General features: G+C 68.5%; 18 protein-coding genes. 6 read left to right on the top strand and 12 right to left on the bottom strand.

What is annotated here, in order from left to right; genetic code table 11:
- Positions 1 to 275: 275 nt before the first annotated feature.
- Positions 276 to 1,019, top strand: a complete 744-nt coding sequence (locus tag QH196_RS16040) for an FABP family protein (RefSeq protein WP_280416596.1) — start codon at positions 276 to 278, stop codon at positions 1,017 to 1,019.
- A gap of 377 nt (positions 1,020 to 1,396) precedes the next feature.
- On the opposite strand, the gene cydC is transcribed toward QH196_RS16040, so the two are convergent.
- The 5 genes from cydC to QH196_RS16015 form a co-directional block, all read right to left on the bottom strand.
- The gene (gene cydC, locus QH196_RS16035) at positions 1,397 to 3,220 is read right to left on the bottom strand and encodes a thiol reductant ABC exporter subunit CydC (protein WP_280416598.1); all 1,824 of its coding nucleotides are present in this window, start codon (positions 3,218 to 3,220) and stop codon (positions 1,397 to 1,399) included.
- Positions 3,221 to 3,327: 107 nt separating this feature from the next.
- Complete coding sequence (locus QH196_RS16030; protein WP_280416595.1) at positions 3,328 to 5,313, bottom strand: ABC transporter ATP-binding protein/permease; 1,986 nt, start codon at positions 5,311 to 5,313, stop codon at positions 3,328 to 3,330.
- Between the two features lie 6 nt (positions 5,314 to 5,319).
- Complete coding sequence (gene cydB / locus QH196_RS16025) at positions 5,320 to 6,354, bottom strand: cytochrome d ubiquinol oxidase subunit II (RefSeq protein WP_280416594.1); 1,035 nt, start codon at positions 6,352 to 6,354, stop codon at positions 5,320 to 5,322.
- Between the two features lie 9 nt (positions 6,355 to 6,363).
- Positions 6,364 to 7,833 (bottom strand): cytochrome ubiquinol oxidase subunit I, encoded by a 1,470-nt coding sequence (locus QH196_RS16020; RefSeq protein ID WP_280416593.1) that lies wholly within the window; start codon positions 7,831 to 7,833, stop codon positions 6,364 to 6,366.
- Positions 7,834 to 7,969: 136 nt separating this feature from the next.
- Complete coding sequence (locus tag QH196_RS16015; protein ID WP_280416592.1) at positions 7,970 to 8,890, bottom strand: aminodeoxychorismate lyase; 921 nt, start codon at positions 8,888 to 8,890, stop codon at positions 7,970 to 7,972.
- Between the two features lie 251 nt (positions 8,891 to 9,141).
- Between QH196_RS16015 and QH196_RS16010 the strand changes: the two genes are divergently transcribed.
- The 5 genes from QH196_RS16010 to QH196_RS15990 all read left to right on the top strand — a co-directional run bounded on the left by QH196_RS16010 (position 9,142) and on the right by QH196_RS15990 (position 12,936).
- The gene (locus QH196_RS16010; RefSeq protein ID WP_280416591.1) at positions 9,142 to 9,561 is read left to right on the top strand and encodes a sterol carrier family protein; all 420 of its coding nucleotides are present in this window, start codon (positions 9,142 to 9,144) and stop codon (positions 9,559 to 9,561) included.
- Between the two features lie 46 nt (positions 9,562 to 9,607).
- Positions 9,608 to 10,723, top strand: coding sequence for a YgfZ/GcvT domain-containing protein (locus tag QH196_RS16005; protein WP_280416590.1), 1,116 nt, complete (start codon positions 9,608 to 9,610; stop codon positions 10,721 to 10,723).
- Between the two features lie 40 nt (positions 10,724 to 10,763).
- Complete coding sequence (locus QH196_RS16000; RefSeq protein ID WP_280416589.1) at positions 10,764 to 11,525, top strand: MOSC domain-containing protein; 762 nt, start codon at positions 10,764 to 10,766, stop codon at positions 11,523 to 11,525.
- 73 nt (positions 11,526 to 11,598) lie between these two features.
- A complete protein-coding gene (locus QH196_RS15995) occupies positions 11,599 to 12,564 on the top strand; it encodes an asparaginase (protein ID WP_280416588.1) in 966 nt (321 codons plus the stop codon).
- A gap of 162 nt (positions 12,565 to 12,726) precedes the next feature.
- Complete coding sequence (locus QH196_RS15990; protein ID WP_280416587.1) at positions 12,727 to 12,936, top strand: DUF3073 domain-containing protein; 210 nt, start codon at positions 12,727 to 12,729, stop codon at positions 12,934 to 12,936.
- A gap of 649 nt (positions 12,937 to 13,585) precedes the next feature.
- On the opposite strand, the gene purM is transcribed toward QH196_RS15990, so the two are convergent.
- From purM to QH196_RS15955, 7 genes are all read right to left on the bottom strand, one after another.
- Positions 13,586 to 14,665: a phosphoribosylformylglycinamidine cyclo-ligase gene (gene purM, locus QH196_RS15985; RefSeq protein WP_280416586.1), complete on the bottom strand. Its 1,080-nt coding sequence runs from the start codon at positions 14,663 to 14,665 to the stop codon at positions 13,586 to 13,588.
- Positions 14,666 to 14,809: 144 nt separating this feature from the next.
- On the bottom strand, positions 14,810 to 16,405 hold the full coding sequence (purF, locus tag QH196_RS15980; RefSeq protein ID WP_280416585.1) for an amidophosphoribosyltransferase: 1,596 nt from the start codon (positions 16,403 to 16,405) through the stop codon (positions 14,810 to 14,812).
- A 360-nt stretch (positions 16,406 to 16,765) separates the two neighbouring features.
- The gene (locus QH196_RS15975; protein WP_280416584.1) at positions 16,766 to 17,254 is read right to left on the bottom strand and encodes a WapI family immunity protein; all 489 of its coding nucleotides are present in this window, start codon (positions 17,252 to 17,254) and stop codon (positions 16,766 to 16,768) included.
- Positions 17,251 to 17,928: a CPBP family intramembrane glutamic endopeptidase gene (locus QH196_RS15970; protein WP_280416583.1), complete on the bottom strand. Its 678-nt coding sequence runs from the start codon at positions 17,926 to 17,928 to the stop codon at positions 17,251 to 17,253. The genes QH196_RS15975 and QH196_RS15970 overlap by 4 nt, the downstream gene beginning before the upstream one ends.
- The gene (locus QH196_RS15965) at positions 17,925 to 19,664 is read right to left on the bottom strand and encodes an alpha/beta hydrolase (protein WP_280416582.1); all 1,740 of its coding nucleotides are present in this window, start codon (positions 19,662 to 19,664) and stop codon (positions 17,925 to 17,927) included. The genes QH196_RS15970 and QH196_RS15965 overlap by 4 nt, the downstream gene beginning before the upstream one ends.
- Positions 19,665 to 19,740: 76 nt before the next feature.
- Positions 19,741 to 22,032: a phosphoribosylformylglycinamidine synthase subunit PurL gene (gene purL, locus QH196_RS15960; RefSeq protein WP_280416581.1), complete on the bottom strand. Its 2,292-nt coding sequence runs from the start codon at positions 22,030 to 22,032 to the stop codon at positions 19,741 to 19,743.
- Between the two features lie 332 nt (positions 22,033 to 22,364).
- Entirely contained in the window at positions 22,365 to 23,645 is a 1,281-nt protein-coding gene (locus tag QH196_RS15955) for a M18 family aminopeptidase (protein ID WP_280416580.1), read from the bottom strand.
- Positions 23,646 to 23,650: the final 5 nt, after the last annotated feature.

Genomic DNA, 23,650 nt, shown 5'->3' with positions numbered 1-23,650 from the left:
GGACCACAGTGTTAGTATAAGCGGCCCCAGCGGCGCCCCGGGTATATCGCCACATTTGTACCCCCGAGTAACGACCCCAGTAAAACCGCCGCCGCGGCCGCTAAGCTAAAGCGACACCCACCGACCCCCCCACAATGGGGGGCCTAACCCCGCGGCGCCGCAGGCGCCGCATAAACTAACACTGTGGTCCTCTTCTTCGAGATTCTGCTGATCGCCGTATCGGTCCTCATCGGATGGTTCGGCCTGTACGTCTTCTACCGGCTGTTCACCGAATCATGAGTGGTCTCGCGAGCGAGGGTCCCGATCCGGCCGAGCGAGCGAGCGATACCAGCAACGGCGATCCGGCGGCCGAGCCGTCCGTCCGCAACGGTAACGGGCGGTCGACCGACGATCAGTCGGCGCTCAGCGGCGACCGGGCGGTGGCCGATGCGGCCGAGCGCGCCAAGGTGACCGCCGGGCGCAATATCCCGGTTCTCCCGGATCTTCCGCTGCCCGACGATACGGCCAATCTGCGACTCGGCCCGGATCTGAATCCGGCCATGCTGGCGCTGTTGCCGTTGGTCGGTGTGTGGCGCGGTGAGGGTGAGGGCAACAATCCCGAGCGCGGCGATTATCGCTTCGGTCAGCAGATCGTGGTCTCCCATGACGGTGGGGATTATCTGAGCTGGGATTCGCGGTCTTGGTTCATCGAATCCGACGGCAGCTATGGTGGCTCGGACCTGCGGGAGAGCGGGTTCTGGCGGGTCGGCGCCGAGGGAAACGACGAGGTGCTGGAGCTGCTGCTCACGCATAGCACGGGCATTGTCGAGCTTTTCTACGGCACCGCGCTCACCCAGTCGTCCTGGGAGCTTGCCACCGATGTGGTGATCCGCAGCCAGACCGGCGCGGTGGTGGGTGGTGCCAAACGTCTGTACGGGATCGTCGAGGGCGGCGATCTGGCGTATGTGGAGGAGCGGGTGGTGGCCGACGGGCCGCTGGAGCCTCGGCTCTCGGCACGTCTGCAGCGCTATATCGGCTGACCCGCAGAGAGCGCGGCCGACCCCGTATCCGGCCGGCTCGGATGGCACGGTCCTGCCCCTGTCACGGTCCGGCTCGGTCGTAGCCGACCGGGCGATTTCCAGCCGCCGTTGTGGTCGCGGCCTGTGCTGCCCTTGAAACGGAACGACCCCCGAGCCGTATCGGCGCAGTTCCCGCGGTGGATACCGGAGGATTCGCGACCGATCCCGATCGGACGGATCGGGGACTCGGGGGCCGGGTGGCTGCCTGGAATTCGCTCAGCGCTCAGGGGTGAACGGAAACCGTGCACAGCCGGCTACAGCGCTCAGCTGACAGCCACCTCACGCGTCCTGTGAATTTCCATTCGTCGGATCACCTCCTTCCTTGTGTACCCACGAACCTAGCCGCGGATGGCCGGGGTCGGCAACGGAATTTCGTCGACGGCGTAATGCGTTGCTTCGCCGTCCGGAAAAGCCGCCCGGACCTGGCCGGATTCATCCACGGTGAGTACCAGTCCGGCGTGATGTCCGGCCGGGAGTTGATGCGTGACGACCACCACATCACGGTCCGGTGCGACCAGGCCGCTGCCGGTATCGAGTAGATCGCGCAGCAGCCGGGCGCCCGCGGCGGCGTCCAGATGTTCGGTGGGCTCGTCGAGGAGGAGGACGCGGGCGGGCGAGACCAGTGCGCGGGCGAGCAGGATCCGCCGGCGCTGCCCGCCCGATACGGCGGCGGCTCCGCCGACGAGATCGGTGTGCACGCCGTCCGGCAGGCCGTCCAGCCATTTCCCCAGCCCGACCGTGCGCAATGCTCGTTCGGCCGTTTCGGCGTCCAGGTCACCGCGGGCCACCCGCAGGTTCTCCAGCACGCTGGTGCCGAACAGGTGTGCATCCTCGGCGAAGAAACGCACATCGTCGTCGGGGTGGTCGAAAAGTCCGGCCCAGGCCATCAGCAGGGTGGTTTTCCCCGCCCCGCTGGGCCCGACGACCGCGACCCGTGCGGCCCGGGGACGTTGCGGTATCTGCCATTGACCGTCGCCGACCCAGCCGATCACCACACCGTCGGCGCGACTGTCGGCGTACGGGAAGGGGTGCGGGTTGCCGCCTGTACCGAATCGTTTACGGGTATCGGCCGGTGCTCCGGCAGCGGGTACGGATGGCTGCGGTTCGATCGACTCGGTGCGGTGATCCGGCGAGACCGCGCGCAGCCGGTGCAACGCTGCCCGCGCCACGGTGAGCGACTGCGCCGCGGCCGGTAGGGCGCCGGTCGCTTCGAAGGACGAGAGCGGCAGCAGGACCAGCACGGCCATCGCCATCGGTGTCATAGCGCCCGGAGTGCCACCGTCCGGGCCGTAGAGGGAGATTCCGATCAGGAGGGCAGCGAGCACACTGACCCCGGTGGCCAGCGGGGTCGCGGCGGCCGCCCACGCCGTACGGGCGGCGGCGCTGTCCTCGGCGGCGAGGACCCGGTCGTCGGCCGCGGCGGCGGTCGCGAGGGCGGTATCCAGTTTCCCGGCAACCCGTAACTCGGCGGCGTGGTCCAGAACCGTGAGCGCGTGCGCGGTGAATTCCGCGCGGTCGGCCCGCGCCGCTCGTTCGGCGCCGGCGGCGGCCCGCGCCGACAGCCACGGCGCGACGACACCGGAGAAGACCAGCGCGGCGGCGAGCACGGCAGCCGCCGCCGGGGAGATGAAGGCCAGTAGCGCGACCGCGGCCGCCGACAACACCAGTGCCACCGCAATGGGCACGAAGGTGCGGACCACGACGGCACCGAGATCGTCGATATCGGTGCCCACCCGGACCAGCACATCACCGCGACGCAGCCGGCCGGGCACACGCGGCGCGGTGGTCAGGGATCGTCCGGAGGTGCCGGCCGGTGCAGGGGTTTGCGCCGCACCGGGAAGTCCGGTTTCCGAACGGCGGGTCAACCACAGTGGTGCGCGCGCGAGCGCCCGATACACCGAGGTGCGGGCCGCGGTCATCGAGCGCAGCGCCACATCGTGGGTAGCGAGCCGTTCCAGGTACCGGCACAGTCCGCGCGAGATACCGAGTGCCCGGACCGCGACCACCGCGACGGTGAGGTCCAGTACGGGCGGCATCTGCCAGGCGCGGGCGATCAGCCAGGCGGCGAGCGCGGCCAGACCGAGACCGCTGCCCAGGGCCAGCACACCCCACCCCACCGCGACTGCCAGCCGCCATCGGGGAATTTCCAGCAGCTCCCACATCTGACGGATGTCGCGCAGCAGCAACCGTATCCGGGCCCAGCGGCGCAGCGGCCCGCGCCCCGCTGTTCCGATGGGGTGCGGCCGCCGGGGGGCCGAGGGCCGGCTGCTCATGGGACTACCCGCTGAGCGGTCGACGGTACCGTGACGATTTCGTCCGCGGCGGACAGCAGTGCGGGACGGTGCGCGACCACTACGACGTTGGCGCCGGTGCGCGCGAGTGTTGTCAGCGCGCCCGCGACCGCGGTTTCGCTGTCTGGGTCCAGGTGAGCGGTCGGTTCGTCCAGCAGCACGATCGGACGCCCGGCGGCGAGGACGCGGGTGAGGGCCAGGCGCTGCCGTTGTCCCAGGGAGAGGCCGATTCCACCGGATCCGACGACGGTATCCCATCCGGCCGGCAGCGAATCGAGTACCGCATCGAATCCCGTTGCGGCGCAGGCGGCATCGAGTTCACTGAGTACCCGGGCCGCGCCCCGGCGCGGTGAGCCCGACACGGTGGCGCCCAGTAGTTCGAGGTTCTCCCGCAGGGTGCCCGGAACCAGCACCGGCCGCTGCGGCAGCCACGCCAGCCGCTGCCACCACTGCTCCGCGGGCAGCTGCCGGATATCCACGCCCTCGGCGAGTACCGCACCGCGGGTGGGCTCGATCAGGCCCAGGATCGCCTGCAGCACGGTGGATTTACCGCTGCCGTTCGGTCCGGTGAGCGCGGTGACGGTACCGGGACGCAGTTGCGCCCACAAGCCGTCGGGCGCGGCGCCATCCCTGGATTCGACGGTGAGGTCCCGTAATTCGATCACTCCACGCCCGCTACCCGCGGCACTCGGGCTTTCGGCCGCGGCTTGCCCGCCGACTGTCGCCGCAGCACACTCGTCGCCGCCGGTCGGTGCCCCGGGGCTTTCGATGCCGAGCGCTGACCCGCGCCCATCACGACCACTCGCCGCCGCGATATCCGTCACCGCTACGTGCTCGTCACCACCGGCCGAGCCGCGAACCCCACCGCGCTCTGGCCCGCCGTCCGTGCCGGCAACAGCACGCTCTCGTGTATCGCCCATCGCTGACTGTTCCCGGTCGCGAACCGGTTCCGAGCAGTTGCCGTCCTTCGTACCCGCTGGGTCGAGGATCGCGAAAGCTTTGTCTGCGGCCGCCATCCCGTCCTGTGCGGCATGGAACCGTTCACCCACGGTCCGAAGTGGCAGATAGACCTCCGGCGCGAGAACCAGCGCGACAACACCGGCATAGAGGCTCATATCGCCGTGCACCAGCCGCATCCCGATCGCCACGGCGACCAGAGCCACCGACAGGGTTGCCAGCAGTTCGAGCACCATCGAGGAGAGGAACGCGATCCGCAACGCACTCATGGTGCGCCGGTGCAGCGATTCGCCCAGTTCCCGGACCTGGCGGCTCATTGTGCGCCCCGGTATGTCGGTGCCGGCCCCGGTTTCCCGGCCGAGGGCGCGCAGGGTGGGCATACCGGCGAACAGGTCGAGCAGTTGATCGGACAGCCGGGTGGTGGCGTCCAGGGTGGCGCGGGCCCGGCCCTCGGTGAGCAGGCCGATGAGCACCATGAAGATCGGGATCAGGGGCAGGGTGATGATCACGATGAGGGCCGAGGTGAGGTCGTGCGCGGCGATCACCACCAGCACGACCGGCGGTACCAGCACCGCCAGCAGTAGAGCGGGTACATATCCGGTGAGGTAGGGGCGCAGGCCGCTGAGCCCGCTGCTCACCACCACGGCGAGTTCCGTGCGGCGCGTTTCCAATTCGCGGGGCGCCAGGCCCGCCCCCGCGGCGAGCACCGACTGCTCCAGCTCGGCGACGACCCGGGCACCGGCCCGATGCGCGATCCGCGCCTGCCACCAGGCGGCCAGCGCACGAACCGCGACCGCCACCGCCAGCAGCACCAGTTCGGTATGCCAGGCGGCCACGGTCCGCTGTCCCGGGTCGGTGATGACACCGGCCAGCACCCGCCCCAGCAGGACCGCCGCGGCCACGATGGCGACCGTGGTCAGCAGCGACAGGCCGACGCTGAGCACCAGATAACTCCGGGCCGAGCGTGCGTACCGCCACAGGCGTGGGTCCACGGGCGGGCGGGCCATCAGGGGTCACTCCTCGTTTGCGACACGGGGGGAAAGTCCGATTCCGGCTGGGATGTGCTCGACACTAATGCGTTTGCGGAACACCCAGTACGTCCAGGCCTGGTAACCGAGGACCACCGGCGTGACGGCCAGTGCCGCCCAGCTCATCACCTTCAACGTGTACGGGGTGGACGAGGCGTTGTCGACCGTGAGGTTGTACGCGGGGTCGATGGTGGAGGGCAGAACATCGGGGAACAGCGCGCCGAACAGCAGTGCGGAGGCAGCGAGAACGGTGAGCGCGGTACCGGTGAACGCCCAGCCGTCGCGGCCGGCGAACAGTGCCCCGGCTCCGCCGAGCAGCCCGAACACCGCGAGCGCCAGCAGGATCCAGGTCCAGTCCGCCCCGTAGGCGAGTTGGGTCCAGAGACCGAAACCGCCGACCACGGCGGCCGTGGGCACCAGGAGCAGCCGGGCGGTGCGCACTGCGTCGCTGCGCACCTCGCCCGCGGTTTTGAGCGCCAGGAACACAGCGCCGTGGAGGGCGAACAGCAATCCGGTGGTGAGCGCACCCAGTAGCGCGTACGGACTGAACAGACCCGCCATTACGCCGGTGAACTGTTTATCGGCATCCAGCGGTACGCCGCGCACGATATTGGCGAAAACCCAGCCCCATGCCAGTGCAGGTACCCAGGACCCGATACCGATACCGAGGTCGCAACGCGCCCGCCAGCGCGGATCGTCGATCTTGCCGCGGTATTCGATCGCGCAGATCCGCAGGATCAACGCCACCAGCAACAGCAGCAACGGAAGGTAGAAACCCGAGAACATGCTCGCGTACCACTCCGGGAACGCGGCGAACAATGCGCCGCCGGCGGTGATCAGCCAGACCTCGTTGCCGTCCCAGACCGGCCCGATGGTGTTGAGCACCACCCGCCGCCGGGTATCGGATCCTTTACCGAGTATCGGCATGAGCATCCCGACCCCGAAATCGAAGCCCTCGAGCACGAAGTACCCGGTGAAGAGTACCCCGATCAGTACGAACCAGAATTCCTGCAGTTCCATCCCCGGCTCCTAGTAGGCGAACGAAAGCTGCTCGGTAGCAGGCTTTTCCGAATCCGGCGCACCGTCGGGCGCTGCCTCGGGCGGCCGTTCCGGACCTTCCCGCACATAGCGGCGCATGAGGTAGAACCACACGACGGCCAGTAGCCCGTAGACCACGGTGAAGGTGATCAGCGAGATCCACACCGTCGCGGCCGCGTGGTCGGAGACCCCGTCCTGGACCATGAGCCGCAGATCCTGGTCGCCGGTCGGGTTGGGTACCACCACCCAGGGTTGCCGGCCCATCTCGGTGAACACCCACCCGGCCGCATTGGCCAGGAACGGGGTCGGAATGGCGAGCAGGCTCAACCACGAGTACCAGCGCTGATCGGGTACGCGGCCGCGGCGGGTCATCCAGAAGCCGGCGAATACCAGCAGGGCCGAGCCGGCGGCGAGGCCGATCATGGCGCGGAACGACCAGTAGGTGACGAACAGGTTGGGCCGGTAGTCGCCGGGTCCGAATTTCTCGTTGTAGGCCTGCTGCAGATCGACGACGCCCTCGAGTTCCACGCCGCTGAAGGACCCTTCGGCCAGCCAGGGCAGGACGTAGGGCACCTCGAGCACATGGGTGACGCTGTCGCAGTTGTTGTGGGTGCCGACGGTGAGGATGGAGAATTTCGGGTCGAGGGCGGTATGGCACAGCGATTCCGCCGACGCCATCTTCATGGGCTGCTGTTCGAACATCAGCTTGCCCTGGACGTCGCCGGTGTAGACCAGGGCGGCCCCGGAGACCACCGCGATCAGCAGCGAGACGCGCGCCGCCGGACGCCACATGGTGCGCGCCTCGGCCAGTTTGCCCGCATCCCCGCTGCGCGCGTTGCGCACCATCCACCAGCCGGCGATCCCGGCCACGAAGGTGGCGGCGGTGAGGAACGAGCCCGCCACCACGTGCGGGAACGCGGCCAGCGCCGTGTTGTTGGTGAGCAGTTCGACGATGCTGGTCAGTTCGGCGCGGCCCGTTTCCGGGTTGTACCTGGCGCCGACCGGATGCTGCATGAACGAGTTGGCGGCGATGATGAAGTACGCGGAGGCGTTGACGCCGATCGCCACCATCCAGATGGTGGCCAGATGCACGAGTTTCGGTAGCCGGGACCAGCCGAATATCCACAGCCCGATGAAGGTGGATTCCATGAAGAAGGCCACCAGCCCCTCGAGGGCCAAGGGTGCTCCGAATACGTCCCCGACGAAACGCGAGTATTCGCTCCAGTTCATCCCGAACTGGAATTCCTGCACGATCCCGGTGGCGACCCCGAGCGCGAAGTTGATCAGGAACAGTTTCCCGAAGAATTTGGTCAGTCGATACCAGTGGTCTTTACCGGTGATCACCCAGGCGGTCTGCATCCCGGCAACCAGGGGCGCCAGTCCGATTGTCAGCGGAACGAACAAGAAGTGGTAGACGGTCGTGATGCCGAACTGCCATCGCGAGACATCCAGGGCGTCCACACGAGCCTCCTTGTACTACGACGTGTCGTAGTACAAGATTACGCGCCGGTACGGCCGGATCAATGTGTCCACCGACACCAAATCACCGACAATTCCGCAACAACTCACATCAGCGTGGTGACCTGGCCTTCACCACTCACCAGTCCGCGATCGTCCCGGCCCGCTCGATTCCCCGATCCACCATCTCGACGATCTCGGCCGCCGAATCCGTGGCCGACAGCCGCACCCCGTCCAGCGAATTGACCCGTGCCGCCAGCGTCACACTGCTGAGCATCCATATGCTGTCGCAATCGAACAGATCGGCACTGAACAGCGGCTCGTAACGGCAGTCGTAACCGTTGCGCTCCGCTTCCGCGTACAGCGCCCGCTGGGTTATCCCCGGCAGCACCCCGTGCTTCGCCGGCGGAGTGATGAGCTGCTTGTCCCGCACGATCACCACGGTCGAACGCGGCCCCTCGAGGACCCGGTGCTCGGTACTGGTGAAGATGACATCGTCGGCGCCCATCCGCGCGGCGAACCGCAGCGCGGCCATATTCGTTGCGTAGGAAAGGGTTTTCGCGCCGAGCAGCTGCCAGGGCGCGGCCTGCGCGAGATCTATCGAGATACCGCGGGCCAATGTCACCACCGCGACACCCTCGGTCCTGGCCGCGGCGACCCGTTCGGGTACCCCCGTGACCATGACGTAGGTCGTCGGAACCGGAACAGCCTCGGACAGTTCGCCCGAGCGCACCGCCGATGTGGGGCCGCCCAGCGCGCTCTCCCGGCCGCGGGTCAGCACCAGCCGCATAACCCCTTCCGCCTCGGTTCCCCATTCCTTGGCCGCGGTCTCCATCGCTTCCCGCCAGCGCGCGAGATCGGGTTCGGGTAGATCGAGGGCCTGCGCGGAACGACGCAATCTGGCCAGATGGAAATCGAGCGCGCATACCGTGCCACCGCGGACCAGCGCCGTCTCGAAAATTCCGTCACCGCGCAACGCGCCGAGATCATCGGCATACAACAACGGCTGGTCCGCGTCACGGACCTCACCGTCGAGTGTTACAAGTACTCGATCCACCATGCGCATGAGACTAGGCGAGAATTATTGGCGCCGCCTTCGGCAGCGCCGGTTTCGGCCCCCTCGGTCCCTGCGTTCAGCGCTCGACACTCGCGGCTGCGCCGCATCGCATCGAGCGCTGAACGCAGGGACGGGCCAAAACCTCTCAGGGCCTCGCTGAACTCGGCACCACCGCTGGGCGCGTTCGGTCCGGGTTTCGAGAATTCCTGGTCGGTGGCGCAACAGGGGTTTACGGCGCTCGTTAAAGTCTGATCATGGCTCGACGGACGGAGATCGACCCGGCCGAGGTGCGCTCGGCAGTGACCGCGGTACGCGAATGGCTACTCGACGAAAACTCGCCGGCCCCCGCCCGTAGCGAACTGGCCGCCGCGGTCCGCGGTACCGCCCGCGCGCTGGCCGCCGCGGCACCGGGGCATTCGGTCGAGGTCCGGGTTCCGCCGTTCGTCGCGGTCCAATGCGTGGAAGGCCCGCGCCACACCCGCGGCAACCCGCCCAATATCGTGGAAACCGATCCGCGCACCTGGCTGTTGCTGGCGACCGGGCTCCTGGATTTCCCGGACGCCGTGGCCGCGGGCAAGGTCGACGCCTCCGGCAACCGTGCCCCGGAAATCGCCCGCCGGCTGCCGCTGGTGCCGCTGCACCCGGACCGGGACCGGCCCGAAACCCCTGGTTGACACCCCGGCCGTGCGCGCCGGCGGGTTTTGCTCCTAGAGTGGAGCCGTGTCCGTGGTCTCCGCACCCAGCCCTGTCCTCGCTGTACCGGGAGCGGTAGCCGCTGTGCCCGGCTCCCCGGATGCTGCGGTCCCCTGGCATTACGGCGACCCACTCGGCGAACAGCGTGCCGCGAACGAACGGCTGGCGGTCGTGGACCGGTCGCATCGTTTCGTCTTCTCCATCACCGGCGCCGAGCGGTTGACCTGGCTGCATACCGTCACCAGCCAGCACATCGCCGAATTGGCCGACGGACGTAGCGCAGAAAACCTGGACCTGGACCTCAACGGCCGGGTGCAGCATCATTTCGTCCTCACCGATCTCGCCGGCACGGTGTGGATCGATACCGAGGCCGAACGCGGCCCGGCCCTGCTGGACTTCCTCGGCAAGATGGTTTTCTGGGCCGATGCCAAACCTCAGGAGGAGCCGGATTACGCCGTGCTGAGCCTGCTCGGCCCGCTCGCGCACACCGCGACGGCCGCCCTGGGCGTGGACCGGTTACCCGAGACATATGAGGCGCTGCCGCTTCCGGGGGGCGGCTTCCTGCGCCGGATGCCCTGGCCCACCGGAGATTCCTTCGATCTCGTGGTCCCCCGGGACCAGCTGATGACGCACTGGAACGCGCTCACCGCCGCCGGTGCGCAACCGGCCGGTTCCTGGGCCTACGAGGCCCTGCGAGTCGCCGCCGCCCGTCCCAGAATCGGTGTGGACACCGACGACCGCACCATCCCGCACGAGGTGAACTGGATCGGCGCGCCCGAGGAGTACGGTGCCGTGCATCTCGAGAAAGGCTGCTACCGCGGCCAGGAAACCGTGGCCCGCGTCCACAATCTGGGTAAGCCGCCGCGGCGGCTGGTCCTGCTGCATCTCGACGGTTCCGCCGACGAACGCCCCGCCCCCGGCGATCCGATCACCGCGGGCGGCCGGGCTGTCGGTGTACTCGGCACGGTGATCGATCACTACGAACTCGGCCCCATCGCGCTCGCGCTGATCAAACGGAACATCCCGGTCGATGCCCAGCTCACCGTGGGCGATACCGCCGCGGCCATCGATCCCGATTCGGTGGTCGCCGACGACAGTCCCCAGCCCGGCCGCCAGGCCATCGAACGGCTGCGCGGGCGCTGACCCGCCGCGTATCGAGCACAACGATCCGAGAGGAGCGCGGATGCGGGTTGGGCACACCGGCCGGGTACTGGCCGTCTGCGTTGTCCACGCCGAGCTGACGGTGCCGGGCCGGGTCGGGCGCAGCGCGATCGACAAACGCCCCGTCACCGGGCGGGTCCGGGCGCAGCGCCTGGGCCTCGACGGCGACCACGTCTGCAATACGCGAGACCACGGCGGCGTACACCAGGCCGTCTACGGTTACGCCGACGAGGACGCGGCGAACTGGTCCGCCGAACTCGGCCGAGAACTGCCCGTCGGCTGGTTCGGGGAGAACCTGCGGATCGCCGGGCTGGCGCTCAGCGACGCCGTCATCGGCACGCGCTGCACCGTCGGCGAGGCGGTATTCGAGGTCAGCGGACCGCGCGTCCCCTGCGCCACCTTCGGGCATTGGGCCGGTGAGCCGCAGTGGGTGCGCCGCTTCACGCACCGGGCGAATACCGGCTGCTACTTCCGGGTGCTCACCGAGGGCAGTGTCGGCGCCGGTGACGAGATGGAGATCGTGCACGTCCCCGAGCACGGCGTCACCGTCCGCGATGTCTTCACCGGCGCGGACCCACAGCGGCTGGAACTGCTGCTCGCCGCCGAACCCACGGTCTCCGATATCGTCCGCGCCCAGATCGCCCGCCACACGAAACGTCGCGGCGCCGCCGGCCCCGCGGCGGACTCGGTCACCGGCCGGTCCGCAGCGATCGCGACCGCCACTCCGGAGGCGGCCACGTCCGCTCCCGCCCTTCCGCCCGGAGAAGCCGAGGCGACAGCATGAACGGACCAGGCCCGTCGGCGGCAGCGCGGGTGTCCCCCGAACGCGGCGGCCGATCACTGTCGGAGGACAACGCATGAGCGTCGATCTGGTGGAAGTGGTGCGGTCCGGGTTCCGCGAATGCGTGCACCGCGGTTCGGTGGTGATCGTCGGACCGGACGGCGAACCGACGTTCGAGACCGGTTCGGTGCACGTTCCGATTTATCCGCGCTCCACCAACAAACCGCTGCAGGCGCTCACCCTGCTGAAACTCGGCTTCGACCCGGTCGACGAGGACGAGCTCGCCATCGCCGGCGCCTCGCATACCGGCGAGCCGGAACATATCCGGCTGGTCGAACGTCTCCTGGACCGCTACGGCTTCGCCGAGGACGATCTGGCCTGCCCGCCCGATCTGCCGATGGACGAGAAGGCCCGCGCCGGAGTGATCCACCGCGGTGATGGTCCCGCAAAACGGTTCATGAACTGTTCCGGTAAACACGCCGCCATGCTGGCGACCTGTGCGCTGAACGGCTGGCCGACCACGGGCTACACCGACCCCGGCCATCCCTTGCAGCAGGCGGTCGCGGCGCAGGTGATCGCGGTCACCGGTGAACCGGAAACCGATCTCGGGATCGATGGGTGCGGCCTGCCCATCGTCCCGGTCGCGCTGGTCAACCTCGCACGGGCGTTCGCGACACTGATCACTTCCGCTCCGGGTACGCCGGAACGCCGGATCGCGGATGTTCTGCGCGACCGGCCGTGGGTGATTTCGGGCACCAATGGGTCCGACCTATTGGCCATGCGCGCGGTGCCCGGACTGGTCTGCAAGATCGGCGCCGACGGTGTGCACGCGGGCGCTTTGCCGGATGGCAGCGCCTTCGCCTACAAGATCGACGACGGCGCCGACCGGGCGAGAATCCCGCTGACCATGGCAATTCTGCAGCGCATGGGGGTGGCGTGGTCGGCTGAACTGGCGGAGCTCGCCGCACCCCCGGTATTCGGGGGAGGCAACCGGGTGGGTGTGATACGTGCCATACCCGAGGCGATACCGACTAGCGGCTGAGCGGCGAAACATCGGCAAACCGGTCGGTCGATACACCGGATAGCCGACTCATGGAGGCGCAACGGCCGGACACGCGCTAAAGTGTCTGTCAGGAAGATATTAATTCGAACGGGGCCGCCACCAATCCCCAGGCCGCCCCGCTGTGACGCGAGGGGGTCAGCCATGGGCCGTGGCCGGGCTAAGGCAAAGCAGACCAAGGTCGCTCGCGAGCTGAAGTACAGCTCGCCGACGACCGACTTCTCGAGCCTTCAGCGCGAGCTTTCCGGTAGTGACAACGCCCGCCGTGGTGGAGTCCTGTCGGATGAGCACGACGCGGACGACTCCTTGTCCAAATGGGACGAGGACGACAACTACGACGACTGGCGCCGCTGATCAGGTAAACCGTTCGGGGGGAGGCCGATAGGCCTCCCCCTTGGCCGTTGACGCCGGTTCGCGCCGTTCCCCGCCGGGTTTCCGGGCGGTGGATGACGTGAACCGGCGAGTCGGTCCGAACGGTACCTGCCGGCAGCGCCGAATCGGAACAACGTGTGAGCAGGCGACCCGCACCAACGGGTCGCCAGTTCATACTCCCCAACGTCGGGCCGATGGCTCGCAGACGAAGGATCGCTTCGTCCGCACATCGATAGCCGCACTGTTCGACGGCCCATCGGTTCACGTTACGGTCGAGCGGTGCTGCTCACGCGGCTATGGGGTCCGTCGTCTCGTTTCCCGGGCAACCCGGTTTGCCGGCCGGGCGACTACACCCGCCGGGGCCACCCGCGTACCGGTGCCTATCTCGATCACCGCGCCCGGACAGTCGGGCACGATACGAGCGCGGCGGAAAGATCCCAGGCGCGGTCGCCCGGCATCTGCGGATCGGCCCGGCCGGCCTACTTACCGCTTACCGCGGGCCGGGCCGGGCGCCGAGACCACAACCCGGCCGCGCATGAACCGCCGGTGCCGCCCGATCGTTCCCACAATCGCGGCGGCCGCCGCCGCGAACGCAGGGAACACATGCTCAGACCCGGGCTACCGGATCGACTCAGAAACGGGGATGGTCGCCCAGGAGGACCGTACGCGGTGCATCGGCGTCCTTGGCTTTCTTCACCGTACCCAGTGTCCAGCATTCGATATGGCGTGCGGTGAGCACGGCCAGCGCCCGGTCGACGTCCTCGGGGGCCACCACGGCCACCATTCCGACGCCCATGTTGAACGTCTTCTCCATCTCGGCCCGGTCCACGCGGCCCCGTTGCGCGATCATCTTGAACACCGGTGCCGGGCTCCACGATCCGCGGTCCAGTTCGGCCACCAGCCCGGCCGGCAGTACCCGCGCCAGGTTGGCCGCCAGGCCACCGCCGGTGATATGCGCGAAGGTGCGGACATCGGTCTCGGCGATCAGCGCCAGGCAGTCCTTGGCGTAGATCCGGGTCGGTTCCAGCAGTTCCTCACCGAGGGTGCGGCCGAACTCTTCCACATGCCCGCTCAACGCCATCCGGTCGATCTCCAGCAGCACCTTGCGTGCCAGGCTGTAGCCGTTGGAATGCAGACCGGACGATCCCATGGCGATCACCACATCGCCGGGGCGTACCCGGTCCGGGCCGAGGAGTTCATCGGCCTCCACCACACCGACGCCGGTGGCCGACAGATCGTAATCCTGGGCGCCCATCATCCCCGGGTGTTCGGCGGTTTCCCCGCCCAGCAACGCGCACCCGGCGCGCACACACCCCTCGGCGATACCGGAGACCAATTCGGCGACCCGTTCCGGCACCACCTTGCCGACCGCGATGTAATCCTGCAGGAACAGTGGTTCGGCACCGCACACCACCAGATCGTCGACGACCATGGCCACCAGATCCAGGCCGACGGTGTCGTGCTTGTCCATCGCCTGCGCGACCGCAATCTTGGTGCCCACACCGTCGGTGGAGGAGGCGAGCAGAGGCTCCCGATAGTTCTTCTTCAGCGCGAACAGCCCGGCGAAACCACCCAGCCCGCCCTGTACCTCGGGGCGGGTGGCCTTACGCGCCAGCGGCGCGAACAACTCGACGGCCCGGTCACCCGCCTCGATATCCACGCCGGCTTCGGCATAGGAGGCACCGGCACCGGTAGCGTTCTGCTCAGTCATTGTCGGGGGAAGCTCCAAACCGAATCCGCGGATAATTGCCTGGTCTGAGTCTATGGCGCGGCTCCGGCGCGCGGGGTGCTACCCCTAGGTTTGCGTGCGGGCCGAACCCAGGCACCGCCGGAGACGGCCGGCGACCGGGCCGTGCTACGGCCGGCTGAGGGCGCTGGCGTTGGCGTTCTCGGTGAGCAGGCCCGGGGAGCGGCCGCCGAATTCCAGGAGGTTCTTGCCGATGGAGGCTTCGGTGGGCAACGGGATCGGGTAGTGGCCGTCGAAACATGCGGCACACAGCCGGGAACTGGGCTGTTCGGTGGCGGCGATCATGCCGTCGAGCGAGATGTAGCCCAGGGTGTCGGCGCCGATGGACCGGCGTACGCCCTCGACCATTTCGTGCAGCGCCGCCGGGTCGGCGGGGGTACCGGCGGGGCCGTCCGGGTCGGTACCCGCGTTGTTGGCGACCAGTTCCGCACGGGAGGCGAAATCGATTCCGTAGAAACACGGCCACTTGACCGGTGGCGAAGCGATCCGGACATGAATCTCGAGGGCGCCCGCTTCGCGCAGCATCCGGATCAGGGCACGCTGGGTGTTACCGCGGACGATGGAATCGTCGACCACGATCAGCCGCTTACCCCGGATCACCTCACGCAAGGGGTTGAGTTTCAACCGGATTCCGAGTTGCCGGATGGTCTGGCTGGGCTGGATGAAGGTGCGGCCGACGTAGGCGTTCTTCATCAGGCCCTGCCCGTAGGGCACACCGGAGCCCTGGGCGTAGCCCACCGCGGCCGGTGTACCGGATTCCGGGACGGGAATCACCAGGTCGGCGTCGACGGGGTGTTCACCGGCGAGGCGGCGGCCGATCTCGACCCGCGTCGCATGGACGGAACGCCCGGCTATAGCACTGTCCGGACGGGCCAGGTACACGTATTCGAATACGCACCCCTTGGGTTCGGGGTTGGCGAAACGCAGCGACCGCACGCCGTCGGCGTCGATGGCCAGCAGTTCCCCGGGCTCGATCTCGCGGACGAAGGAAGCGCCCACGATATCGAGGGCGGCGGTTTCGCTGGCGACGACCCAGCCCCGGTCCAGCCGGCCGAGGACCAGCGGACGCACGCCGTGCGGGTCGCGGGCGGCGTAGAGGGTGTGCTCGTCCATGAAGGTCAGGCAGAACGCGCCGCGCACGGTGGGCAGCAACTCCATCGCGGCCTGCTCGATACTCGAATCGGCGGCGGCATGGGCCAGCAGGGCGGTCATCACATCGGAATCGGAGGTGGCCGAGACGGCGCCGGGACGACCGGGGCCGCCGACCAGGCCGAGTTCACGCGCCCGGTCGGCCAATTCGGCAGTGTTGACCAGGTTGCCGTTGTGGCCGAGCGCGAGCCCGGAGCCGACGGCGGTGGTCCGGAAGATCGGCTGTGCGTTCTCCCAGGTGGTGGCGCCGGTGGTCGAATACCGGCAGTGGCCGACAGCGACATGGCCGGGCATGGCGGCGAGGGTTTGCTCGTCGAAAACCTGGCTCACCAGGCCGAGATCTTTGAAGACCAGCACCTGCGACCCGTCGGAGACCGCGATACCCGCCGCCTCCTGACCGCGGTGCTGCAACGCATACAGGCCGTAGTAGGTGAGTTTGGCCACGTCCTCCCCCGGAGCCCAGACTCCGAAGACTCCGCATTCCTCACGAGGCGGGTTCTCCGTCTCCTCGGTTGCGGTGGGATTGCTGAGGGCCGATCGGTCGGCGAGGGTCACCGTGCGCTCCCTGGTCGGGCGGGTGTGGGGGGCAACCGACATTCTACGGGTGCATGTCCCGGAAGCGGCATCGGATCAGCACCTCGACAGCAAGCGCGGTCGGACCGGTCGAATCGCGATCCCAGCAACTTCGCCACGCGCGCGGGCAACCCCGAGCCGGCAAACCGCCACACTCGATCAACCTGCCCTTCACCTGCATGAACAGTGGGGTCCGGCCGCGCGTTCCGTCACGATATGCCTGCCGGAGCATCCCGTCCGCGGCACCTGCCAGGGCCGCGGCCCATAAGCCTCGTGGACGGCCGGGCGCAACGTGGGCGATATCACCCGGCGTAGCACTTCTGGCGCAACCCGGCCCGCGAGTCAGCGAACGCGGCCGAGCAGCCGGCCACCGGGTGGCAGATAACTGCCCATTTCGGCCTCGAGATCCGCGGCCGCGGCCGCCAGTTCCGCCTGGCCGAGCCGCGCGGCGACAACGGTGGGCTCGCCTGCCGCCACGCGCCGGTTCCAGGGCGGCGAGAATTCGAGGTCCAGGCCGATCCGCAATTCCACCGCACCGGCGGCGGACAGGGCGGTGAAGCTCAGATTGGGTTCGGTGAACTCGAGCCGCGCGGGCTCCGGTAGCGGGTCGCCGGGTTCGGCGGCGGCGATACGCCGTAGCCATTCGGCCAGTTCGACCGCATCGTCGAGGGTCAATGCCTGCCAGCGGAAGGACCAGTTCCCCTCGGGGCAGTTCGCGGTTCCGGCGATTATCAGCCAGCTGTACCTGATTCGCGGATCGATATGGTCCGGAAACTGATATCCGGCAACCGTGAGCTCCACACCGTATCCGTCGCTGTCGATCAACCTCACCGGCGAAGTGTGTCACTTTCGCGACGGCCGCGCCCGCCGGAAACGGATGAAACCGGCGCCACGCGAACGGAGTCGAGCCGGGCGAACACGGCACCGCCCGCATTCACCGCCCAATGCAGCAGGGCGGGCGCGGTGGCGCTGCCCGTCCACCGGCGCAACATGCCGAACACCGCCCCGGCGGCGCCGGTGAAAATCACTGTGCCGAGCACGCTGTCGCCCGCGGTGCGGGCGGGATGGATATGCCACAGTCCGAACGCCGCGCTGCCCGAGACGATGCCGGCAAGCGTTCCTAATTCCCTGTCCAGCAACGGGTCCAGGGTGGCGCGGAAGATCAGTTCTTCGGTGTAGGCGGTGCCGAGCGGGATATGCACCGCGACCCACTCCACAGTGCTCACATCCGCCGCGCGGTCTCCCGGCCCGGACAGCGAGCGGCGCACGGCAGGTACCGCGAACGCCACCGCGTACCCGGCCGCAACCAGCGCGGCGCAGCCGATCCCGACACCGGCTCCGCGCGCGGAGAACCAGTTCGGGCGGCTGCGCAACGCAATTGCGTATCCGGTCGCCGCGAGGGCACCGGCAGCGGTCCGGCCGCGGCGATCCAGCCCGAGCCGCGGCAGCAGCCAGTTGTTCCACAGCAGCGGCGCGGCCAGTGCGGCGACGACCCGGATTCTCATTTCAGCTCGCGCTCGTAGGCCTCGTATGCCTCGATCTCGAGCCTGACCCGTTCGGCCAGTTCGGGGTTCCAGCCGGGCGGGCGAGCGACCGCGGCCCAGGCGTCCATGACGAGGCTCCCGTATCGGTGTCCGTGCCCGTCCCGGACACCCTGGGCGTTCGTGAGGTCCGCGGAGACCTGCCAGAACGTGACCAGCGGCGCCCAGCGCATCCGCGGGGAGACATCCACGCCGCGCGGCTCGGACAGCCAGTCCGGCCGGCTGAAGAGGAGATCCGTCGACCACCAGACGATCGGGTCGGAGGCATGTTGCAGATAGGCAATCCGCGGGGCCCGCCATTCCGGGCCGGGGCGGGCGAGATCGGCGGCGTCGGTGGCGAACCGGATCACCAGCCCGTCGGCGTACACCGGCCGCGTCTCCGGGGAGCCCGGGTCGCGGCGGCTGACGAATTGCTGCCACAGCCGGTTGGAGTTGGGCGGGCCGACCCAGAGCGCGCCGTCGACCTTCGCACGCAGATCGGCCAGTCCGTCGAACGCGGCCTCCGACCCTTGCGAACCGAGACTTTCCCCGTACACCAGCAGTTTCGGCCGGTCTTCGGGCGCGCGGGTGCGGGTCCGTTCGTATACCGCGTCGAACAGTTCGCGGCCGGCGGCGGCAGCCTTGCCGCGGTCGGCCAGGAAGGACAGTGCGCTGGGCAGATACGAGTACTGGGTGGCCACGATGGCGGTATCGCCGCCGTACATGTACTCGATCGCGTTGGCCGCCATGGAATTGACCCAGCCCGTGCCGGTGGTGGTGACCACGACCAGCGCCTCGCGATCGAAGGCACCGGTTCGTTCCAGTTCGGCGACGGCGAGTTCGGCCTGGGTCTGCTCGGTATCGGCGACAGACTCGAGCCCTATATAGGCGCGGATCGGTTCGCGGGCCGGGCGGCCGGTGACCCAGGAGATCCGTTCCGCGCTCGGACCGTGCGAAACGAACCAGCGGCCCTCGAAGCCGAGGGTGTCCCACGCCGCCAGCGAATCCGGGCTGCCGGACCGTTCCGGCAGCTGTGGTGGGCTCGCATACTCGGAGGTGGTGTCGTTACGAACGCTGAACGCGGAATTGGCGACGGCGAAGAAAGCGCGGGTGGCCACACCGTTGAACAGGGTCACCACCAGCAGGACCAGCACCAGCGCCCCGGCCGAGGGCGCCAGCTCCCGCGGTATCCGCACCCAGCGGTTCAACTGCCGGGCGAAGAAGAGGATGAGTTCGCGCACGGTGCGATACGCGGCGACGACGAGGATGCCGATGGCCAGGCTCAACCCGCCGGTCCGCAGATACGCCGGGGTCGTGGTGCCTTCCATCCCCATCAACGCCGCGATTTCCCGCTGCCAGTGCGCCGACTGGACGAGCATGTAGGCGGCCCCCAGCGCGGCGCTGAGCAGTACCGCGGACTTCAGCGCGTACCGAGTCCAGCGGGGCGGGGCGGGAATCCGGGCGAGCCGGGGCCGGATCCACAACCGGAACAGCCATTCCAGCAGACACCCCACGCCGTAGCCGATGGCCGCGTTGATTCCACTGATCAGACCCTGGAACATCCAGTCGCGCGGTAGCAGCGACGGCGTCACCGACAGCGCGAAGAACACCGTCGCGACCACCAGACCCACATAGTTCAGGTCGACGATCCGCTCGACTCGCTCGATCACCGCGATACAGCGCGACCGCAATCGGGTCACTGTGTCCGCGGTCTCCAGCACCTATCCAGTATGGCGGGCGGAACCGCTACCGGCGGGTGGCTCGGGTCACCCCCGGCGTGGCACGCCCGCCCCGGAATCAGGCGTGGCCGCCGAAAAGGGCCGGCAGCGTGCCCTCGTAGGCGGCGCGGAGTTCGGTCATCGGCACCGAGAACTGGCCCTGTACCTCGATCGAATCCGCGCCTTGGTCCACCACCCCGATCCGCACCCACGGCAGTTCGCGGGCGGTGCACATCCGGGTGAACCGGGTCTCTTCCGACCGCGGCACCGCGACCAGTACCCGGCCCGCCGATTCGGAGAACAGCGTGACGAACGGGTCGGCGTCCTCCGGCAGCAGGATGCGGCAGCCGGTTTCGCCGGCCAGCGCGGCCTCGACCACGGCCTGCGCCAGACCGCCCTCGGACAGATCGTGGGCGGCGCTGATCATGCCGTCACGCGAACCCGCGGTGAGCACCTCCGCCAGCAACTTCTCCCGGGCGAGATCCACCTGCGGCGGCAGCCCGCCCAGATGATCGTGCGCGACCTGCGCCCAGACCGAACCACCGAATTCGTCGCGGGTATCGCCGAGCAGGATCAGGGTCTCCCCCGGCTCCAGGCCGAGACCGGTCGGAATACGCCGGTGCACATCGTCGATCACACCGAGCACACCCACCACGGGGGTCGGCAGGATGGCGTTCTCGCCGGTCTGGTTGTAGAAGCTGACATTGCCGCCGGTCACCGGGATGCCGAGTTCGGCGCAGCCGTCGGCGAGCCCGCGCACGGCCTGCTGGAACTGCCACATCACGCCGGGATCCTCCGGCGACCCGAAATTCAGGCAGTTGGTGACGGCCTTCGGGGTGGCGCCGGTGGTGGCGACATTGCGGTACGCCTCGGCCAGCGCCAGTCGTGCGCCGGTGTAGGGGTCGAGCTTGGTGTAGTGACCGTTGGCGTCGGTGGCCAGCGCGATTCCGCGCCCGGTTGTCTCGTCCACCCGGATCACGCCGGCGTCGGCGTATTCGGCGAGGACGGTGTTACCGCGGACGTAGCGGTCGTACTGTTCGGTGATCCAGCGGCGGCTGCACAGCTGCGGGCTGGACACCATCTTCAGCAGGGTGTCGCGCAGTTCGTCGGCGGTTTTCGGCCGGGGCAGGTTGTCCGGGGTATCGGCGTTGAGGGCGTCCTGGGTGCCGGGACGCTGCACGGGGCGCTCGTATACCGGCCCCTCGTGCGCCACGGTGCGCGGCGGCACATCCACCACGGTCTCCCCGTGCCAGGTGACCTCGAGTCGCTCACCGTCGGTGACCTCACCGATCACCGTGGCCAGGACATCCCATTTGGCACAGACCGCCAGGAACGCCTCGACGTTCTCCGGCGTGACCACCGCGCACATCCGTTCCTGCGATTCGCTGGACAGGATTTCGGCCGGGGTCATATCGGCGGCCCGCAACGGGACCCGGTCCAGTTCGATCCGCATACCGCCGTCACCCGCGGCGGCCAGTTCGGAGGTCGCGCAGGACAGTCCGGCGCCGCCGAGATCCTGGATACCGACGACCAGTCCGGCATGGTACAGCTCGAGACAGCATTCGATGAGGACCTTCTCGGTGAAGGGGTCGCCGACCTGCACGCTCGGCAGCTTCTTGCGACCGGTGCCGGATTCGTCGCCGGAGAAGGTATCCGAGGCCAGTACCGAGACACCGCCGATACCGTCGAGACCGGTCCGCGCACCGAACAGGATGATCTTGTTACCGGCACCGGACGCGAACGCCAGATGCAGATCCTCCACCCGCATGGCACCCGCGCACAGCGCGTTCACCAGCGGATTGCCCTGATAGGAGGCGTCGAACACGGTCTCGCCGCCGATATTCGGCAGACCCAGCGAGTTGCCGTACCCGCCGATACCGCGCACCACACCGTCGACCACCCGGCGGGTATCCGCGGCATCCGCGGCGCCGAACCGCAGCTGATCCATGACCGCGATCGGCCGCGCCCCCATCGCCATGATGTCGCGGACGATCCCGCCGACACCGGTGGCCGCGCCCTGATACGGCTCGACATACGACGGATGGTTGTGGCTCTCCACCTTGAAGGTGACCGCCCAGCCGTCACCGATATCGACCACACCCGCGTTCTCACCGATACCCGCGAGCATCGAGGCGCGCATCTCCTCGGTGGTGGTTTGCCCGAAATAGCGCAGATGCACCTTCGAGGACTTGTAGGAGCAGTGCTCGCTCCACATCACCGAGTACATGGCCAGTTCGGCGTCGGTGGGCCGGCGACCCAGGATGTCCCGGATCCGGGCGTATTCGTCGTCCTTGAGGCCGAGCTCGGCGTACGGCTGCGGCGTATCCGGATGTGCGGCGGCGGTGGCGACCGTATCGACCTGCTCAGTCACGGGATTACCAGGATCCTTTCGTAGGTTGGCGCGCCGGCGCGCGCGGGCTCCGGTCCGCATCTCGCGTCCGCGCATTCCACGGCTGCTTTTTCGCGTCGACGCCGCGGGATATCGGACATACGGGTGGGGCCGGAACACAGGGCCTCGACGGCGGGGCCCCGACAGGTTTGATCCAGCACGAATCTTACGTTCACCTGCGCCGTGCACGTTCCCGACCCCATCGCCGCCGACACCCCGGCCACCGGGCCGTGACCGGCCGCTCTCGAAAACCACTGAAACGGCCGGGCTCAGCCGCGAACCAGCCCGTAGGGGCGGTCGGCGGTCCGCCGGGGTCAGTCCCGGGGCGCGAGGAAGGCGGCCAGCGCAGCAGCGTAGGCGCTGATATCGGCGGCGCCCATCATCTCGCGTGCGGAATGCATCGCCAGCTGCGGTGCGCCGATATCCACGGTCGGCATACCGGTGCGGGCAGCGGTCATGGGGCCGATGGTGGATCCACACGGCAGATCGGCCCGATGCACATACCGCTGCATGGGGACGCCCGCCTGCGCGCAGGCCAGCGCGAACGCACCCGCGCCGACCGCATCGGTCGCATAGCGCAGATTCTGGTTGACCTTGAGCACCGGTCCGCCGTTGATCGCGATCCCGTGTGCGGGTTCGTGGCGTTCCGGATAGTTCGGGTGGGTGGCATGGGCCATATCACCGGAGGCGCAGACCGACCCCGCCATCGCAGCCAGGAAATCGGCACGGCCACCGCCACGCGCGAGCACGATCCGTTCCAGGACCGTGGGCAGCAGCTCGGACTGGGCGCCGCGATCGGATTGGCTGCCTACTTCCTCGTGATCGAATACCGCGAGCACCGGAACCGCGCCGCCCGGACTGTCCACCGCCGTGCGGAACGCCTGCAGACCGGCGTAGCAGGTGCCCTGGTTGTCCAGTCGCGGTGCGCTGATCAGGTCCTGACCGGCGCCGATCACCCGGCTCGCCGCCAGGTCGTGGGTCATCAGCTCCCACCCGAGCACCGCCACCGGATCCACCCCCGCGGCTTCGGCCACATAATCCAGGAAGGACGCGGGTTCGCTACCCACACCCCAGATCGCGTTCACATGGCGCTGCGGGTCGAGCGTGACCCCGCGCCGGTCCTCGGAAAGATGAATGGCCAGCTGCGGGACGCGCAGGATCGGCTCGTCGATCCGCACCAGCCGCTCGGCCAGACCGTTGCCCTCACGCACACTGAGTCGCCCGGAAATACCCAGCTCCCGATCCAGCCACGAATTCAGCCAGGCCCCGCCGTACGGCTCCAGCCGCACCAGCTGCCATCCGGCCACCGACAGATCGGGGTGCTGTTTGACCCGCAGGTTGGGGCTGTCGGTATGCGCCCCGACCACCCGGAACGGACCGGACTGCGCGGGATCGGCCCAGGCAACCAGCGACCCACCGCGCACGATGTAGTACCGCCCGCCCGCACTGGGCCAGGGCTGCGTCTCGTCGAGACGAACGAACCCGTCGGCGTCCAACTGCTCGGCAATCGTCCGGCAGACATGAAACGGCGACGGCGAGGCGTCGATGAAGGCACACAAACCCGCGGCCGAAGCCGCAACAGCAGAACTCGGCATGAGAC

This window comes from Nocardia carnea (assembly GCF_029868325.1).
In the GTDB taxonomy this organism is placed as follows: Bacteria; Actinomycetota; Actinomycetes; order Mycobacteriales; family Mycobacteriaceae; genus Nocardia; species Nocardia carnea_C.
This window is presented reverse-complemented; position numbering and strand designations above follow the sequence as displayed.